This window comes from Herbaspirillum sp. GW822-FHT03A08, assembly GCF_058801885.1.
On record NZ_JBXANR010000003.1, the window covers coordinates 678,667 to 694,635 of the forward strand.

Below are 15,969 nucleotides of genomic sequence, written 5' to 3' on the forward strand. Positions count from 1 at the left end.
TACATAAGCTTACAGGCGCAATCCGGGATCCGGAGCGGATTCGCAGGCTTTGTGGTGGGTGCGGTGCAGCAAAAGTCAGGCGGTTTGTTCTTGCAGGAAGCCGGGGACTCTGGCGGCGGGAAGACGATTGATCGCGACCAGCAAACCGGGATCGATGTGCGGGCATTTGTAGTGACCGCGCAAACGGTCGCTCAGGTGCAGCAGCAATTCGGCAGACACTTCGGCATCGGCTTCGGCCCGGTGGGCGTGACCGCTGAAGCGAATGCCAAGGCTATCGGCCAGGCTCGACAGACGGTAGCTGGAGAGCCCCGGCAGCAGCCGGCGCGACAGCAGCAGCGAGCAGACCAGTTCGGAGTAGCTTGCCTGCATGTCCAGACGTTCAGCTTCGGCGGTCAGGAATTTGGAGTCGAAACTGGCGTTGTGCGCTGCAAGAGCATCGCTGCCGATGAAGCGCAACAGCTCCGGCAGGACGCGCTCCACCGACGGCGCCGAATCGACCATTTCTTGCGTGATACCGGTCAGCGCCGTGATCTCGTAAGGAACTTCGACGTCGCAATTGATCAGCGACACGAAACGCTCAACGATACGTCCGTCGACGATGCGCAGCGCGGCGACTTCGGTGATGCGGGCGCCTTGAGCAGGGCTCAGGCCGGTGGTTTCGAAGTCCAGCATGACGACAGGTTGATTGATCACGGTAACGCTAATCCAAAAAAGAAAATGACAACGAATGACGGCAGAAAGGCGTCATTTTAATACGCGGCGGCTTCTCTGCTGAAAACCGGGAGACGGCGTTGCCTGCTTGCGTGGCTGCCTTCGCTTATCATTACGGCTTTGCGATTCATCATTCACCCATTTGCAGTCAGGAGAAACACCGTGCTTAAACATATCGTCATGTGGAAACTCAAAGACCAGGCCGAAGGCGCCGACAAGGCCGCCAACGCGCGCAAGATGAAAGAGCTGCTCGACGGCTGTGCCAATCTGGTGCCCGGCATCCTGAAGTTTGAGGCAGCGCTGGCGCAGCCCGGTCTGGAAGCCACCTACGATGTGGTGCTGTATTCCGAGTTCGAATCCAAGGCCGCACTGGACGCGTATCAGGATCACCCGGACCATATCGCCATCAAGCCGTTCATCGGCGCGATCCGTGAAGGACGCCAATGCATGGATTACGAAGTCTGAGTTTGCACCGACATGACCTATTTACTCTCTGAAGTTTTCACCAACGGCAATCCGTATCTGGAGAGCCTCGGCGTCGAAGTCCTGGAATATGGTGATGGCAAGGCCGTCATGGCGCTCAAGCTGCAGCCCGAATTCATGAACAGCTGGGCAGTCGCGCAAGGCGGCATTTCCATGACGCTGATGGATGTTGCAATGGGACTGGCGGCACGCACCGCCATTCCGGACGCCAAATCATCGGCGACGGTCGACATGAGCACCAGTTTTCTGCAACCGGCAGGCAAGGCGGGTGAAACTATTATCGCGCGCGGCAAGGCGTATCACCGTTCCACGACGATGTGTTTTTGCGAAGCGGAGCTGTGGAACGGCGACAAGCTGGTTGCCAAATCGATGGGAACATTCAAAGCCATCAAGCGCGTCGACATCGCCAAGAAGCTGACGCACGACACAAGTGAGACAAATGAAACACAGGCTGCCCCGGCAGCACCGCAACAGGACTGAACATGAAACACAACATCAAAATCGCTGCGTGGAATGATCTGCGCGAAGACGCCGCATTGATCCGCAATGAAGTTTTTGTCGTCGAGCAGAACGTGCCGGCGGAACTGGAAATGGACGAGATGGACGCCGTCTGCGTGCATGCCGTCGCTTATGACGAAGGCGGCACACCGATCGCCACCGGTCGTTTGCTGCCAGACGGTCACATCGGTCGCATGGCGGTGCGCAAGCCCGGCCGCGGTCAGGGCATCGGCGGCGCTGTATTGCAGGCGCTGATGGCGGCGGCGCGCCAACGTGGTGATCATGAAGTGGCGTTGAATGCGCAGACGCATGCCGCATCCTTTTACGGTAGCCACGGTTTTGCCCAAGAGGGCGACGAGTTCATGGAAGCAGGTATACCCCATATCCACATGCGGGCCACACTGGCCTGATCAGGCTTGATTGAAGCGAAGGAAGGGCGGCTTCAGAAGTCGTCCTTGTTTAACGCGTCTTCCCACTAGCAACGGCTTTGCCGGTGCTTTGCGCCTTGCGGCTATAGGGCTGCACATATATAACTGCGATTTTCGCATTGCAGCAATGTGATGAATTGCCCGGTGCGGCCATTGCCGCGGGCATCCAGAAGTTTTTCCGTTGCCTTCTGGCCATGTTTCGACGTTTTGTTGTGGTTTCCCACAATATCTAGGGGTATGCTGGTAATGCATACTTGCGCCCGCAGTGACAGTTGCGGCTTTATTCTTTGGCAATGTCGACTGCACGACAAGTTTCCTAAGATCTTAGAATAAACGGAGAACCGCATGGGCAAAACGCCACTTTATAAATCCCTCTACTTTCAGGTGTTGGTGGCAATTGTCATCGGCGTCCTGCTGGGGCATTTCTATCCGTCATCCGGCGAGGCAATGAAGCCGCTCGGCGACGGTTTCATCAAACTGATCAAGATGATCATCGCGCCGGTGATCTTCTGCACTGTCGTGCTCGGTATCGCCGGCATGGAAGACATGAAGAAGGTCGGCAAGACTGGCGGCCTGGCGCTGCTGTACTTTGAAGTCGTCAGCACGCTGGCGCTGATCGTCGGCCTGGTGCTGGTCAATGTGCTGCAGCCTGGCGCCGGCATGAACATCGATCCGAACACCATCGACACCAAGAGCATCACGGCTTACACCGGTCCGGGCAAGATGACCAGCACGATCGATTTCGTGATGAATATCATCCCGGTCAGCATGGTGGATGCGTTTGCCAAGGGCGACGTTCTGCAGGTGTTGCTGATCTCGGTGCTGTTCGGCTTTGCGCTGCATCGCTTCGGTGGCCGTGGCACAATGATTTTTGATTTCATCGAAAAAATCTCCCACGTCCTGTTCGCAGTTGTCGGCACCATCATGAAGGCCGCTCCTGTCGGCGCATTCGGTGCAATGGCGTTCACCATCGGTAAGTACGGCGTCGGTTCGCTGCTTTCGCTGGGCAAGCTGATGGGCACTTTCTACCTGACTTGCCTGATCTTCATCTTTATCGTGCTGGGCATCATCACGCGTCTGCATGGCTTCAGCGTGTGGAAGTTCGTCAAATATATCAAGGAAGAGCTGCTGATCGTGCTGGGTACCTCGTCTTCGGAATCGGTGCTGCCACGCATGCTGGCCAAGATGGAAAACCTGGGCGCGAAGAAGACAGTCGTCGGCCTGGTGATTCCGACCGGTTATTCGTTCAATCTGGACGGTACGGCGATTTACCTGACCATGGCGGCGGTGTTTATCGCTCAGGCGACCAATACGCCGATGACGCTGACGCAAGAACTGACTTTGCTGGCGGTCTTGCTGCTGACATCGAAGGGAGCAGCAGGTATCACCGGCAGCGGCTTCATCGTGCTGGCGGCGACTTTGTCGGCGGTGGGGCACGTGCCTGTCGCAGGTCTGGCCCTGATCCTCGGTATCGACCGTTTCATGTCTGAAGCGCGCGCCCTGACCAACACCATCGGCAACGGCGTGGCAACCATCATCGTGGCGAAGTGGAGCAATGAACTGGACGAGAAGCGTCTGCATGCTCAGCTGAACAACGAGACTTCAGAAGAAGCGAACTCGCCGGAAGCGGTGCTGGATCGTACGGAAGCCAAGATTCATCACTGACGATTGACGCGCATATCCGGCTTGCCGGATTGCGTAAAAAAAACGGCGGCGGGACTTGATTGTCCTGCCGCCGTTTTTTATTTGCCGAAGCAGAGATAAAGTGCGCGCACAAAAGAAAAGACCCATAACGAAGGGGGGAACGTTACGGGTCTTGGTCTCCTCACAGCCTCTCAAGGACTGGATTTATTTGAAGCTATTGTGTTCCCTTTGTGCGCAATAGTCATTCTGCGGTGCAGCATGCTATTTCGATAAGATTTATCGGGGCGCGAGGAAGTGTCAGGGATGCGGATCGAACGAAGCGGCGGGCGGAGCAGGCTGCCGCAGCTGGATATCGAGAGGCGAAAAAAAAGCCCGCGGCCTTGCGGCGCGGGCTTAAATCCAATTCTTTAAGGAGGAAATTGGAGGAGACAGGTGTAACTTTAATGCTCCGCACAAAATCCGACTACTTTATTTCTCAAATATCAGTTATCTGTTTTGCTTATATCTTGTCATATTTCGGTCTTCAACCCGATGATCATCAACTCGGGCTCTCAGCATCCGGTTTGATTTTCATCTTGCATGGCGAAGTCTTCTTTTGCTGCTCGGTGGCAGGTTCGGCCTGGCAAGATGTAATCGGATCGACGACGTGTTCGCTTAAGACAGGCTCGCCGACGATGGGAACCCGTACGACGGTCGATGCCCGTGTGCCGTAATCGGGGGAGCAGATGAAAATCGATGAGAGCGTGCGTTCCCATTCCAGACTGACGCCGGTGCTCGGCAGGCGGCAATCATTGGCCCGCGTGCTGTCGCTGAGCAGTTCGAAGAAGGTTTCTTCCGGCGCACCCTGGCACAGCAGGCTGGCGAACTGCGCTTTGGCGCGTGTCACCTTGGGCCACGGCGTGTCGAGCAGGGCATTGGATAAGCCGTAGACGCCATAGCCAAGCGGTTTGCCGTTGCGCGGATCGTCGTCGCCCTTGTTGGAGTACCAGAGCAAGGTTTCGCGGTCGCCGACTACGAGATTGAAGCCGTTGTATTCCGCCGCGCCCGGACGGATATGGTCAACGTATTGTTCCGGCGTGAAGGCGCCTGACAGATAGTCGGAGACCAGTTTGCCGCGCGTCGGCGCGTCGGGACGCTTTTCCGACGGCGCGCGCACATTGGTCAGCGCCGCAAAACGGCCGTCGCGGGTGACGCCGAGCCAGGTGCCGCCAGCTTGCAGGTCGCGGCCGGCATAGACATCCGGGCGATCTTCCCACCAGCCTGCGGCACTGGCCGGGCGTTGATAGAACTCGTCGCGGTTGGCGGCAGCGATCAGCGGCATGCCGGGAATGACTTTCCACGCAAAAATGATCAGGCACATGGTGAAAAGTCCAGAAAGTGTTCGGTGTGGCGCGGGCCGTCAATCAGCTTGTCCAACTGACTGGCGGCGATACTTTGTTTCAGCACGGACTCAAAGCCGTCGGGCACATCCAGATATACCTCCATCCAGGTGTGCTTGCCATCCTGATCTTGCGGACGGCGTTTGAGTTCCGTGGCGACCTTGTATTGCTGTGACAACTGCGCCTGCATGGCGGTAGCCTGTTTTTGCAGCTGTTCGCTGTCGCTCAGGAGCACGCGGTAATAGATGTAGAGATCCATCGACAATCCCGTCGCTTATTGCGGTTCCGCCAGTTCGTAGGGCAGGGGCTGCAATTGCAGCACGGGGCCATCGACGGCGCCGAGATGGATGGTGCCGTTGTCGCTCGCCGCCAGCTTGATTTCCACCAGGCAGGCTGATTTGCCAGCTCCTGCCGGTTCTGCATTGACGACCATGCCGCACGGCTGGCCAGGATCTTCACTGGAAAACACTTCTGCACCGGCGCGGACATTGGTCGCATCGACCAGCGCCAGCACGCTGCGGCGCTTGAGTTTGCCCAGATATTGGCTGCGCGCGACGATTTCCTGGCCGGGATAGCAGCCTTTTTTGAAATTGACGCCGCCGATCAGCTCGAAATTGATCATCTGAGGAACGAATTGCTCTTGCGTCGGCTGCGTAATGACCGGCACGCCCGCATAGATATCAGTCAGGCGCCAGGCGTGGGTGCCGACGGCGCTCAGTGTTTGCGTCAAAGCCGGCCACGCGGCCATCGCTTGCTCAACCGAAGTAATCCATTGATAGCGCGGCGCCTGACGGCTGTCCGCGACACGCACCAACGTGCCGTTTTCGTTGTCGGTCTTGGTATAGGCTTGCGACGGCAATTGCGGAAACCATTGCTGCAGGGCTTCGGCGGCGGCATTGCCGGCCAGCCCGAGCGCAACGTATTGTTCGCTGACATCGGCCAGCTTGGCCTTGGAACGCATCACGAACATCTGCAGGCGCTTCTGGATAGCAGGCTGGATGGCGCGCGGCAACTGTAAAACGATTTGGCCCGAGTCCTTCCACATCAGAAAGGTCGCCAGCAGACGGCCCTTCGGCGTGCAATAGCCGGCCAGACGAACGGTCGCGAGGTCGAGTTTTTCGACGTCGTTGGTAATCTGGTTATGCAGGAAACTGGCGGCGTCGTCGCCGCTCAGCGAGATCAGGCCGAGATCGGTCAGCGGCGCAACAAAGTTGTCAGGCAACTCTGCCGTAGCGGCTGCGCCGAAATAGCCTACTTCCGCGCCGTTTGCGGCCTCGATATGGGCGCCGTGCTGTTCGAGAAATGCCTGCCAGGGCGCGGATGCTTGAGTCGATTCGGTCATAAATTAGGTTACTGAGCTATACAGCGATTATCATTGATGCCTCGATTATAGTGGCGCTGGAAAAACGCGTCGGATTGCGCCGGATTTTGCCTCAACAATGAAAAAAATATTTAACACTCTCCTGTTGCTCTGCGTCGCCCTTGCATGCGGGGGCGCCTATTGGCTGAGCCAGCCGATCATCGAAGAGGGGCAGAAGCCGGTCGAATTCACCATCACGCCGGGAGCGGGCATCAACGGCGCCGCCCAGCAGATCGCGGATGCCGGCGCGCCCGTTAATCCGATTTTGTTCGCCTTGCTGGCGCGCGGCAGCGGCAAGGGCAGCCGCATTAAAGCCGGGAGCTACGAGCTGAAGCCCGGCTACACGCCATTGCGCCTGCTGGAACAACTGGTTCGCGGCGAATTCGCCCAGGAATCGCTGACCATCATCGAAGGCTGGAGCTTCCGGCAGATGCGCCAGGCCATCGCCGAACACAAGGGGCTCAAACACGATACGGCGGCGCTCTCCAACAATGAGTTGCTTGCCAGGCTGACCACTGAATTCGCCGCGCCGGAAGGCTTGTTCTTTCCGGACACCTATCTGTTCGCCAAAGGCGCCAGCGACATGCAGATCTATCGCCAGGCATTTGCCCTGATGAACAAGCGTCTGGCCGAGGCCTGGAGCAAGCGCGACCTGTCGTTGCCTTATAAGACGCCGTACGACGCCCTGATCATGGCCTCCATTGTCGAAAAGGAAACCGGACAGAAATCCGAGCGCGGCATGGTTGCCGGTGTCTTCGTCAATCGCCTGAAAACCGGCATGCTGCTGCAAACCGACCCAACCGTCATCTATGGCATGGGCGAGCGCTACCAGGGCGTGATCCGCAAAAGCGACCTGCTGACCGACACGCCGTACAATACCTACACCCGCAAAGGCATGCCGCCGACACCGATCGCCTTGCCGGGTGCGGCGTCGCTGGCAGCGGCGATGAATCCGGACAAGACCGACGCGCTGTACTTTGTCGCCCGTGGCGACGGCACCAGCCATTTTTCCAGCAACCTGAGCGAGCACAATCAGGCGGTCAACAAATATCAACGTTGACCTGCGGCGCAGGAACTTCACGCTGAATCACTTTTTATCTGACGAAGACGGACCACATGGCATCAGGCAAATTCATCACCTTTGAAGGCATCGACGGCGCCGGCAAGTCGACGCACATCGCTTTCGTCGCCGACCTGCTGCGCACACGCGGATTGACCGTCGTCACCACGCGCGAACCGGGCGGCACCGAACTGGGCGAAAGTCTGCGTTCCATGGTGCTGCATCAGAAGATGCATCTGGAAACCGAGGCGCTGCTGATGTTCGCGGGCCGTCGTGAGCACCTGGCGCAAGTTATCGAGCCCGCATTGGCGCGCGGCGACTGGGTGATTTCGGACCGTTTTACCGACGCGACTTTCGCCTATCAAGGCGGAGGCCGCCATCTGTCGCTGGACAAGCTCGACGCCCTGGAGCAATGGGTGCATCCGCATCTGCAGCCGGATCTGACGCTGTTGTTCGACGTACCGCTGGAAGTGGCGCGTGCACGTCTGGACGCTGAGCGGACATTGGACAAGTTTGAGCAGGAAAAGGCCGACTTCTTCGCCGCCACGCGTGCCGAGTATCTGCGCCGGGCCAAACAGTTCCCGCAGCGTTTTCGCGTCATCGATTCGACGCGTTCCATTGCCGACATCCAGCAAGACATCGCGCAGTTGCTGGCGAATGTCTGAGAAACAAAATTTTCCGATCAACGCTTCATTCTTGATTGATCACGCATGAGCAATACCGTTTTTCCCTGGCTGCAGGACAGCTGGCTGCAACTCCAGCAGTTGCGGGCCCGCTTGCCGCACGCCATTTTGTTTTATGGCCCGGAAGGCATCGGCAAGACCGACTTCGTTGAATCGTTCGCCCAATCGCTGCTGTGCGAAAACGTGCAGCCCGACGGCCATGCCTGCGGCGCCTGCGCGTCCTGCGGCTGGTTCTCGCAATACAACCACCCTGATTACCGCCGCGTGCGCCCAGAAATCCTCGATGGCGAGGACGCTGCCGACGACGGCGAGGGCGAAGAGAAAAAAACTGCGAAGGCCAGCAAGACTCCTTCGAAGGAAATCAAGATCGACCAGATCCGCGCCTTGTCCGATTTCATGAACGTGTCGACACACCGTTCGGGCATGCGCGTGGTGGTGCTGTATCCGGCCGAAGCGCTCAATACCGCCGCCGCCAACTCCTTGCTGAAAACCCTGGAAGAGCCGCCGCCGAGCACCATGTTCCTGCTGGTCTCCAATCGTCTCGATCGCTTGCTGCCGACCATCCTGTCGCGCTGTCGTAAATTTGCGCTGGCGTTGCCGTCGCATGACGAAGGCCTGGCCTGGCTGAAGCAGCAGAATGTGAAAGACGCCGACGTCTGGCTGTCGGAGCAGGGCGGGGCGCCGTTGGCAGCATTCAATGCCTCCCAGGGCGATAGCCGCGAAACGATGGACGAGTTCCTGCGTTCATTGAGTCATCCTGGCATTGACGTTGCCCTGAAGACTGCCGAGCGGCTGCAAAAAATTCCGGTTGCCGATCTGGTGGGCTGGCAACAGCGCTGGCTCTACGATTTGTTTTCACTGAAGTCCGGCGGCCCGATTCGCTACTATCCGCGCTACAGCAAAGAACTGGGCGCACTGAGCGGCCGCGTCGATACCGTGACGATTGCTTCTGCGCTGAAAGCTGCCAACGATCGGCGCGCGATTGCGGACCATCCTTTGTCGGCGAGGCTGTTCATTGAAGAAATGCTGATCGAGTATTCGACCTTGTTTGCCTGAGGCGGGCGATAGTCGATATTTGCAAACGATCGCTTAACAAACCAATAACCTGATTCATTCACTCCGTTTTCACCATGCGCTTTACCTATACTCATCGCCTGGCGCGCCAGGAAGACCTCAACGCCATCGTCGCCATCTATAACAGCACTGTCGCCTCGCGCGAAGTCACCGCCGACACCGAACCGGTATCCGTGGAGTCCCGCCAGGCCTGGTTCGATGAACATACCCCCGGCAAGCGTCCGCTGTGGGTGGCCGAGCGCGACGGCGAGATTATCGGCTGGCTGTCATATTCCAACTTCTATGGCCGTCCTGCATATTCCGGTACTGCCGAGCTGTCGGTCTATATCCACGAAAAGGTACGCGGCCAGGGGCTCGGCAGTTATTTCCTCGAACAGGCGATTGCTTTCGCACCGTCGATCAAGGTACACACGCTGCTTGGCTTCGTGTTCGGTCATAACCAGCCGAGCCTGAAGCTGTTTGAGTCATTTTCGTTTGAGCGCTGGGCCGACATGCCGCGCGTGGCGACGCTGGATGGAATTGAGCGGGATCTGGTGATTCTGGGCAAACGCGTGGCCTGACCGAAATGTATAGTCGGGGCATAAAAAAAGCAGATCCTCGGATCTGCTTTTTTCTTGCGGTTTCAAACTGTCGATTTTGCAGATTGTGCGATCAGAAATCGACGGCTGCCGACAGCACGAACGTCCGCGGCGAACCCAGCACCAGATAACCGCTGCTGAACGAACCGCCGGTAGACGCCCAATAGTTCTTGTTGGCGACGTTGTCGACGCGACCGCGGATGGTGATGGTTTGGCCCCCGATTGCAGTGACGTAGCGTGCGCCGAGGTCATAACGTACCCACGATGGGATCTCCTGCGTATTGGCGGCATCGGCATATTGCGAGCCAGTGTAGACTGCGCGCGCATTGACACTGAGACCCTGAACGCCCGGAATATCCCATTCGATGCCTGCATTGCCCTGAGTCTTCGGCACGCCAATGGCGTATTTGCCGTCGGTCAGGCCACCGGAGGTGCGCGTCTGTTTCGCATCGAGAAAAGTCAAGCCGGACAGCAGGCGCAGACCGCGCATTGGCGTACCAAAGGCAGAAAGCTCGACGCCGCGGTTGCGTTGCTCACCGTTCGGACCATAGTAGTGCGATGCCGGATCTTCATACACATTTGGTTGTGTAGTTGTGAATACTGCGGCAGTCAGGCCAACTTTACCGGCATCGTATTTGACGCCGATTTCTTTTTGCTTTGACTTGTACGGTGCAAACATCTGCCCGAAATTAGTGGCCGTGGCGCTGGTAGCCCGTGCACCGGTTTGCAGACCCTCGACATAGTTGCCGTATACAGACAAGTCCTTGAGTACTTTGAACACAATCGCCGCCATTGGCGTCACGGCGCTGTTGTTGTAGTAACCGTTTTGGATGCCGGTGGCATAGTCGTAGCCGGTGTCCTTGACGCGTTGATTTCGTACGCCGAAAGTGATCTGAACGCGATCATCCATGAACGAGGCGGTGTCGGCGATGGCGACACTGGTGAGTTCTTGTCTTTCCGTTGTCAGAGGGGCCGATAAGTTGCCGCCGCCGGTCGATGTGATGGCCGGGATCGCATAGTTTGCCGGGCTGTAGATGTTTGTTGGCAGCGCGTTGTAGTCGCTGGTGCCGTAAGCTGCGCGCTTGTCGAGTTGGTAGATCGACGCCGTCGCGCTCAGCTCGTGCTTCACCGGGCCGGTGTTGAACTTGCCGCGGATACCGACTTCGCCTGTGTTGACGTTGTCTTCGCGTGTATTGTCGAAGCGATAGGTGGCGGCCGCGCCATTTGCGCCTGTGATGGTCGGATTGGCCAGCGAGTTGCTTTCGTTGCCGCGGCGCATGCCATAGGCGGCCCAGGCGGTCACATCCGAGGTGATATCCCATTCACCGCGCAAGGTACCGAACAGATCGCGCTCATTCGAATACGACCAGGCCTGACCAAAATTGCTGGAAGCATTTGGTGCCGACGGAATGGCGATGCCAAAGCCTGGGGTAACGCTCGGCCGAGCGTTGGTCAGCTTTTGCTCTTGATATCCAAGATCGGCCGACAGGCGGAAGTTGTTGCCACGATAATCGAGACCGACCGATGCCAGACCCAGTTCGCGGTTTTCGTTATCGATGCCGGTGCCGCCTTCGCGACGGGCTGCGTTGATGCGTATGCCGATGCGATCATCGGGGCCGAAGCGGCGTCCGAGGTCGGCGGCATAGTAGCCTTGACCACCGGTTTCCCAGCCTGCGGTCACTTGCGAAATCGGATCGCTGGTCGCACGTTTCGGCAATAAATTGATGGTGCCCCCGATGCCGCTGCTTCCAGGAGTCATGCCGTTGAGGAAGGCGCTGGCGCCGCGCAGCACTTCGACGCGCTCCAGCAATTCGGTCGCCACATACTGACGCGGCAGCAGACCGTACAAGCCGTTGTAGGCCAGGTCATCGGAGTTCAGCGACATGCCTCGGATGACGTACAGTTCCTGATAGTTGCCATATCCGCGAGCGACGCGAATCGAGGGGTCATTTTGCAGCACGTCGCCGACGCCGCGCGCTTGCTGATCCTTGATCAGTTCCTGAGTGTAGCTGGTGGTGCTGAACGGCGTTTCCAGAAAATCCTTGTTGCCCAGAAAGCCCACCCGACCACCGCGCGCCACCTGGCCACCTGCATACGCCGGTGGCAAACCTTCCGCAGACGCGTCAGCCGATGCATTCACGGTCACCGACGGCAACGCCTGATCGGTTCTCGCTTGTGCGGCGTCAGCCGGCGCTGTTTGCGCGCGGGTTGGGTTGGAGTATGTCAACGGCACGATGAAAGCAACCGTCAGGGCTGCTGCAATAGGGGTGAGGCGGTATTGCATGGAATCCTTTGATATAGGGACTTGATCGAAAACCTTGGCGCTCCGGGGTTGCAACAACTGAATGCTGGACTTGCAAATGCCTGAGGCAGGAGCCGGGGAGCGGAGTGATCGAATTATAATTAAGAATCGTTATTGTTTGCATTCGTAATTTCTTGCTGGGGTCATAATTTATGTAAATTTTTGCTCATGTGTTGTGTATTTGCTCAAAAATTGTTTTTTTGGAAATGAATGTTCATTTGCTTCGATTTCAGGAATACGTGTACAGGCGCTGCGATTCGATCAGGCTGCGTTACAGGCCTCGCGACATATAATTCCAACATGCCGATACTTTCCCTTTCTCGCCCTTTGCCGCAGCATCAACTCCTGCTGCGTTTGTTCTGGATGCGTTGCATCGCGACGCTGGCACAGGCGTTGTTGGTTGCCGGCGCTTATCTTGGGATGGAACTCAATCTGCCGTTGACGCCGCTGTGCGCGGTGCTGGCATTGATGCTGGCATTTAACGGACTGACCTGGTGGCGCATGCGCCTGACGTATCCAGTGCGCGAGCTGGAATTGTTCTTTCAACTTTTCGTCGATGTCAGCGGCTTGTCGGCTTTGTTGTACCTCACGGGCGGAGCGACCAATCCTTTTGTTTCTTTTTATCTGCCCGCGCTTGCAGTTGCTGCGGCAGTCCTTTCGCCGCGCTATGCGTTTGTGCTGGCCCTGTATTCCTTCGCATGTTATTCCGGCCTGACTTATCTCTACCAGCCGCTGCACGTCCATGATCACGATCAGGCGATGGCTTACCATTTGGCCGGCATGTGGGTCAATTTCCTTGTATCGGCGGCGTTGATTACCTGGTTCGTAACGCGTATGTCGGCGACGGTGCGCGCCCGCGACGCGCAATTGGCACAGGCGCGCGAGCAACAGTTACAGGATGAGCGCATCGTCGCACTAGGCACGCAGGCCGCCAGCGCAGCGCACGAGATGAGTACGCCGCTGGCGACTGTCGCTGTGATTGCCGGCGAGTTGCGTATTGAAGCAGGGCGCAACGATGCGCTGACGATGTACCGGGACGATCTGGCGATCGTGGAGGAACAGATTGCTGCGTGCAAGACTGCATTGGATCGCATGGGGATGGATGTGCAGGTACGGCGCGCGGAGAGTTCGGCGCCGGTGCGGCTGACGGACTGGCTGCGGCATTTCGTCGACGCCTGGCGCTTGCGTCATCCGGCTGTGTCCATACATCTGTCTTTGCCGTCTGATACGGGACCGGTGAAGAATCAGCAACTGATCGGGCAGATATTGCTGACATTGCTCGACAACGCTGCGCAAGCCGTCCATGAAGGCGGAAAGATAGACATGGCGTTGAACGTGCAGCGCAATGAGGCTACGATTCGCGTCGTCGACGACGGGCCGGGTATTGCTCCTGATCTGCTCAAACGCCTGGGCTACGAGCCGGTGCGCAGCAGCACCGGCGGCAAGGGTATCGGCCTCATGCTCGCCTTTGCCACGGCGCGGCAACTCGGTGCGAAACTGGCGTTGGCTTCTGCTGGCATGCGCGGTGTCAGTGCGACTTTGACGATTCCTTTATAAGCCGGTTTTCGGCAGAAAAACAGATAATGAGCGCAGCTTTTCTGATCCTCGATGACAACGACGTCTTTGCCTCAACGCTGGCGCGCTCGCTGTCGCGCAGAGGTTTTTCGGCGACGGTGGCGCATAGCGGCGAAGAGGCGATGAAGGCCGCCGCCGCGACCGATTTCGCTTACGCCACCATCGATCTGCAATTGCAGGAGGATTCGGGCTTGCAGTGGATTGCGCCCCTGCGGCAGCAACTGCCTCACGCGCGTTTGCTGGTGTTGACCGGCTATGCGAGCATCGCCACCACGGTGCAGGCGATCAAGGCGGGCGCCGACAATTATCTCGCCAAACCGGCCAACCTGGATTCCATCCTCTCCGCATTGGAACATAGCGCCAACGATGCCGGCGGCGACATCGCGGACAATACCACGCCGCTGTCTGTGGAACGTCTTGAGTGGGAGCACATCCAGCGCGTGCTGACCGAACATCAGGGCAATATTTCTTCAACTGCGCGCGCCCTGAACATGCATCGCCGTACATTGCAGCGCAAGCTGGCCAAGCGCCCGGTCGCGAAGTAGCTCGCCCTGGCGAAGCGACTACCTCGCCGAACCGGAGTTCCAAGGGGACTGTCCTGGAGCGATGGCGTAAAATAGCGCCCATCATGTATATCGATTCCCACTGCCATATCAATTTCCCCGAGCTCGTTGCGCGTCTGCCGGATATCCTCGGCAAGATGGCCGAAAACCGCGTGAGCCATGCCTTGTGCGTATCTGTGAACTTGCCCGAGTTTCCGCAAGTTCTGGCGTTGGCGGAGCAGCATCCGCATATTTACGCCTCCGTCGGTGTGCATCCCGACTATGAAGACACGCCGGAGCCGACCGTCGAGCAACTGGTTGAATTGGCCGACCATCCGCGCATCGTGGCCATCGGTGAAACCGGCCTTGATTATTTCCGCCTGCAGGGCGATCTCGAATGGCAGCGCGAGCGTTTTCGCACGCATATCCGCGCCTCGCGCATCACCGGCAAGCCGCTGATCATCCACACCCGTTCAGCCTCGGAAGACACCATCCGCATCCTGCGCGAAGAAGGTGCAAGTCCTGAAGCCGGCGGTGTTGCAGGCGTCATGCATTGCTTCACGGAATCGCAGGAAGTGGCCGATGCCGCGATTGCGCTGGGGTTCTACATTTCCTTCTCCGGCATCGTCACCTTCAAGAGCGCCAAAGCCTTGCAGGAAGTGGCGCGCACCATCCCGCTGGAACGCATGTTGATCGAAACCGACTCTCCCTACCTGGCGCCGGTGCCCTTCCGCGGCAAGACCAACGAGCCGGGACTGGTGCGTCACGTCGCGGAATTCATCGCCGACTTGCGCGGTATCCCGGTGGAAGAGGTGGCGCGCCACACCAGTGAGAATTTCTTCACCTTGTTCAAGATGGCCAGATAAGGATTGCTGCATGCTGAAACAGATCAAGCCGTTTGTTACGCGTTTTCTCGCAATCGCCGGACTGGCAGTGACAGCGCTGGCATCGCCTGTTGCACAGGCCGGTTCTTATGAAGATTACATCACCGCCGTCAAGATGGACGCGCCGCGCGAATTGCAGGAACTGATCAAGCGTGGCCTCGGACCGAATGTGATTGAGCCGCAGCGTGGTTATTCAGCCTTGACCTTGTCCATCCGCGAAGATTCGATGAAGGCATTCGACGTGCTGTTCAACACGCCGGGCATTGATCTTGAAGTCAAGGCAAAGAATGGCGATACCGCCCTGATGATTGCCGCGTTTTACGGTAATCAGCGCGTGGTCAAGCTGTTGCTGGACAAGGAGGTGGAAGTCAATCGACCCGGCTGGACGGCCTTGCACTACGCCGCCATCAACGGCAATCCCAACATCATCAAGCAACTATTAGATGCTTCCGCCTACATCGATGCCGAGTCGCCCGACGACAAGATGACGCCGATCATGCTAGCGGCAGTGCGCGGGCGTTTGTTCGCCGTGCGGTTGCTGAAAGAAGAGGGCGCGGATGTCACGCTGAAGAACGTCGATGGCATGACGGCCCTGGATCTGGCGCGCCATTTCGATCAGAAGGAGGTCGTCGAAGAGTTAACCGGCCAGCACACGCCGTGGTCACAACAGCGGCCCGGACAGTAAGTCGTATCTCCATCATTGCGGCAGTCATGAAAAAATCCCGGCCACGTCAGACGTGAGCCGGGATTTTTCTTTGTTGCAGGTAT

17 protein-coding genes are annotated in these 15,969 nt (G+C 57.9%); 12 read left to right on the plus strand and 5 right to left on the minus strand.

Annotated features, from left to right (window positions below; all coding sequences use genetic code 11):
• Positions 1 to 75: 75 nt before the first annotated feature.
• A complete protein-coding gene (locus AC1RN6_RS12265; protein WP_493005616.1) occupies positions 76 to 693 on the minus strand; it encodes a 3'-5' exonuclease in 618 nt (205 codons plus the stop codon).
• A gap of 180 nt (positions 694 to 873) precedes the next feature.
• Between AC1RN6_RS12265 and AC1RN6_RS12270 the strand changes: the two genes are divergently transcribed.
• The 4 genes from AC1RN6_RS12270 to AC1RN6_RS12285 all read left to right on the plus strand — a co-directional run bounded on the left by AC1RN6_RS12270 (position 874) and on the right by AC1RN6_RS12285 (position 3,785).
• Positions 874 to 1,176 carry a Dabb family protein gene (locus AC1RN6_RS12270; protein WP_493005618.1) on the plus strand — a complete coding sequence of 101 codons (303 nt, stop codon included), beginning with the start codon at positions 874 to 876 and terminating at the stop codon, positions 1,174 to 1,176.
• 12 nt (positions 1,177 to 1,188) lie between these two features.
• A complete protein-coding gene (locus AC1RN6_RS12275) occupies positions 1,189 to 1,674 on the plus strand; it encodes a PaaI family thioesterase (protein ID WP_493005620.1) in 486 nt (161 codons plus the stop codon).
• 2 nt (positions 1,675 to 1,676) lie between these two features.
• Positions 1,677 to 2,102 (plus strand): GNAT family N-acetyltransferase, encoded by a 426-nt coding sequence (locus AC1RN6_RS12280; RefSeq protein WP_493005621.1) that lies wholly within the window; start codon positions 1,677 to 1,679, stop codon positions 2,100 to 2,102.
• Between the two features lie 363 nt (positions 2,103 to 2,465).
• Positions 2,466 to 3,785 (plus strand): dicarboxylate/amino acid:cation symporter, encoded by a 1,320-nt coding sequence (locus tag AC1RN6_RS12285; RefSeq protein WP_493005622.1) that lies wholly within the window; start codon positions 2,466 to 2,468, stop codon positions 3,783 to 3,785.
• 517 nt (positions 3,786 to 4,302) lie between these two features.
• Here the strand turns inward: AC1RN6_RS12285 and AC1RN6_RS12290 are convergent.
• Genes AC1RN6_RS12290 through ygfZ form a run of 3 tightly spaced genes read right to left on the minus strand, consistent with a single transcriptional unit; the run spans position 4,303 to position 6,485 of the window.
• Positions 4,303 to 5,124, minus strand: coding sequence for an NRDE family protein (locus AC1RN6_RS12290; protein WP_493005624.1), 822 nt, complete (start codon positions 5,122 to 5,124; stop codon positions 4,303 to 4,305).
• Positions 5,115 to 5,402: a DUF4936 family protein gene (locus AC1RN6_RS12295; protein WP_493005625.1), complete on the minus strand. Its 288-nt coding sequence runs from the start codon at positions 5,400 to 5,402 to the stop codon at positions 5,115 to 5,117. The genes AC1RN6_RS12290 and AC1RN6_RS12295 overlap by 10 nt, the downstream gene beginning before the upstream one ends.
• Positions 5,403 to 5,417: 15 nt before the next feature.
• Complete coding sequence (ygfZ, locus tag AC1RN6_RS12300) at positions 5,418 to 6,485, minus strand: CAF17-like 4Fe-4S cluster assembly/insertion protein YgfZ (protein WP_493005627.1); 1,068 nt, start codon at positions 6,483 to 6,485, stop codon at positions 5,418 to 5,420.
• Between the two features lie 97 nt (positions 6,486 to 6,582).
• On the opposite strand from ygfZ, the gene mltG reads away from it, so the two are divergent.
• The 4 genes from mltG to AC1RN6_RS12320 all read left to right on the plus strand — a co-directional run bounded on the left by mltG (position 6,583) and on the right by AC1RN6_RS12320 (position 9,880).
• Positions 6,583 to 7,563, plus strand: a complete 981-nt coding sequence (mltG, locus tag AC1RN6_RS12305) for an endolytic transglycosylase MltG (protein WP_493005628.1) — start codon at positions 6,583 to 6,585, stop codon at positions 7,561 to 7,563.
• Between the two features lie 56 nt (positions 7,564 to 7,619).
• Positions 7,620 to 8,228, plus strand: a complete 609-nt coding sequence (gene tmk, locus AC1RN6_RS12310) for a dTMP kinase (protein WP_493005629.1) — start codon at positions 7,620 to 7,622, stop codon at positions 8,226 to 8,228.
• Between the two features lie 45 nt (positions 8,229 to 8,273).
• Positions 8,274 to 9,302 (plus strand): DNA polymerase III subunit delta', encoded by a 1,029-nt coding sequence (locus AC1RN6_RS12315; RefSeq protein ID WP_493005631.1) that lies wholly within the window; start codon positions 8,274 to 8,276, stop codon positions 9,300 to 9,302.
• A 74-nt stretch (positions 9,303 to 9,376) separates the two neighbouring features.
• A complete protein-coding gene (locus tag AC1RN6_RS12320; protein ID WP_493005632.1) occupies positions 9,377 to 9,880 on the plus strand; it encodes a GNAT family N-acetyltransferase in 504 nt (167 codons plus the stop codon).
• Between the two features lie 91 nt (positions 9,881 to 9,971).
• Here the strand turns inward: AC1RN6_RS12320 and AC1RN6_RS12325 are convergent, their stop codons facing one another.
• Entirely contained in the window at positions 9,972 to 12,182 is a 2,211-nt protein-coding gene (locus tag AC1RN6_RS12325) for a TonB-dependent receptor (protein WP_493005635.1), read from the minus strand.
• A 318-nt stretch (positions 12,183 to 12,500) separates the two neighbouring features.
• On the opposite strand from AC1RN6_RS12325, the gene AC1RN6_RS12330 reads away from it, so the two are divergent.
• From AC1RN6_RS12330 to AC1RN6_RS12345, 4 genes are all read left to right on the plus strand, one after another.
• Positions 12,501 to 13,757: an ATP-binding protein gene (locus tag AC1RN6_RS12330; protein ID WP_493005637.1), complete on the plus strand. Its 1,257-nt coding sequence runs from the start codon at positions 12,501 to 12,503 to the stop codon at positions 13,755 to 13,757.
• A 26-nt stretch (positions 13,758 to 13,783) separates the two neighbouring features.
• Positions 13,784 to 14,320 carry a response regulator transcription factor gene (locus AC1RN6_RS12335; RefSeq protein ID WP_493005638.1) on the plus strand — a complete coding sequence of 179 codons (537 nt, stop codon included), beginning with the start codon at positions 13,784 to 13,786 and terminating at the stop codon, positions 14,318 to 14,320.
• A gap of 83 nt (positions 14,321 to 14,403) precedes the next feature.
• Positions 14,404 to 15,183: a TatD family hydrolase gene (locus AC1RN6_RS12340; protein WP_493005640.1), complete on the plus strand. Its 780-nt coding sequence runs from the start codon at positions 14,404 to 14,406 to the stop codon at positions 15,181 to 15,183.
• A 10-nt stretch (positions 15,184 to 15,193) separates the two neighbouring features.
• Positions 15,194 to 15,886 (plus strand): ankyrin repeat domain-containing protein, encoded by a 693-nt coding sequence (locus tag AC1RN6_RS12345; protein WP_493005642.1) that lies wholly within the window; start codon positions 15,194 to 15,196, stop codon positions 15,884 to 15,886.
• The last annotated feature ends 83 nt before the right edge of the window (positions 15,887 to 15,969 follow it).

Coding starts and splice junctions, on each gene's coding strand:
- AC1RN6_RS12275 (WP_493005620.1), top strand. CDS start 1,189: ATGACCTATTTACTCTCTGAAGTTTTCACCAACGGCAATCCGTATCTG.
- AC1RN6_RS12295 (WP_493005625.1), bottom strand. CDS start 5,402: ATGGATCTCTACATCTATTACCGCGTGCTCCTGAGCGACAGCGAACAG.
- tmk (WP_493005629.1), top strand. CDS start 7,620: ATGGCATCAGGCAAATTCATCACCTTTGAAGGCATCGACGGCGCCGGC.
- AC1RN6_RS12280 (WP_493005621.1), top strand. CDS start 1,677: ATGAAACACAACATCAAAATCGCTGCGTGGAATGATCTGCGCGAAGAC.
- AC1RN6_RS12325 (WP_493005635.1), bottom strand. CDS start 12,182: ATGCAATACCGCCTCACCCCTATTGCAGCAGCCCTGACGGTTGCTTTC.
- AC1RN6_RS12340 (WP_493005640.1), top strand. CDS start 14,404: ATGTATATCGATTCCCACTGCCATATCAATTTCCCCGAGCTCGTTGCG.
- AC1RN6_RS12320 (WP_493005632.1), top strand. CDS start 9,377: ATGCGCTTTACCTATACTCATCGCCTGGCGCGCCAGGAAGACCTCAAC.
- AC1RN6_RS12345 (WP_493005642.1), top strand. CDS start 15,194: ATGCTGAAACAGATCAAGCCGTTTGTTACGCGTTTTCTCGCAATCGCC.
- AC1RN6_RS12290 (WP_493005624.1), bottom strand. CDS start 5,124: ATGTGCCTGATCATTTTTGCGTGGAAAGTCATTCCCGGCATGCCGCTG.
- AC1RN6_RS12335 (WP_493005638.1), top strand. CDS start 13,784: ATGAGCGCAGCTTTTCTGATCCTCGATGACAACGACGTCTTTGCCTCA.
- mltG (WP_493005628.1), top strand. CDS start 6,583: ATGAAAAAAATATTTAACACTCTCCTGTTGCTCTGCGTCGCCCTTGCA.
- AC1RN6_RS12330 (WP_493005637.1), top strand. CDS start 12,501: ATGCCGATACTTTCCCTTTCTCGCCCTTTGCCGCAGCATCAACTCCTG.
- AC1RN6_RS12315 (WP_493005631.1), top strand. CDS start 8,274: ATGAGCAATACCGTTTTTCCCTGGCTGCAGGACAGCTGGCTGCAACTC.
- AC1RN6_RS12285 (WP_493005622.1), top strand. CDS start 2,466: ATGGGCAAAACGCCACTTTATAAATCCCTCTACTTTCAGGTGTTGGTG.
- ygfZ (WP_493005627.1), bottom strand. CDS start 6,485: ATGACCGAATCGACTCAAGCATCCGCGCCCTGGCAGGCATTTCTCGAA.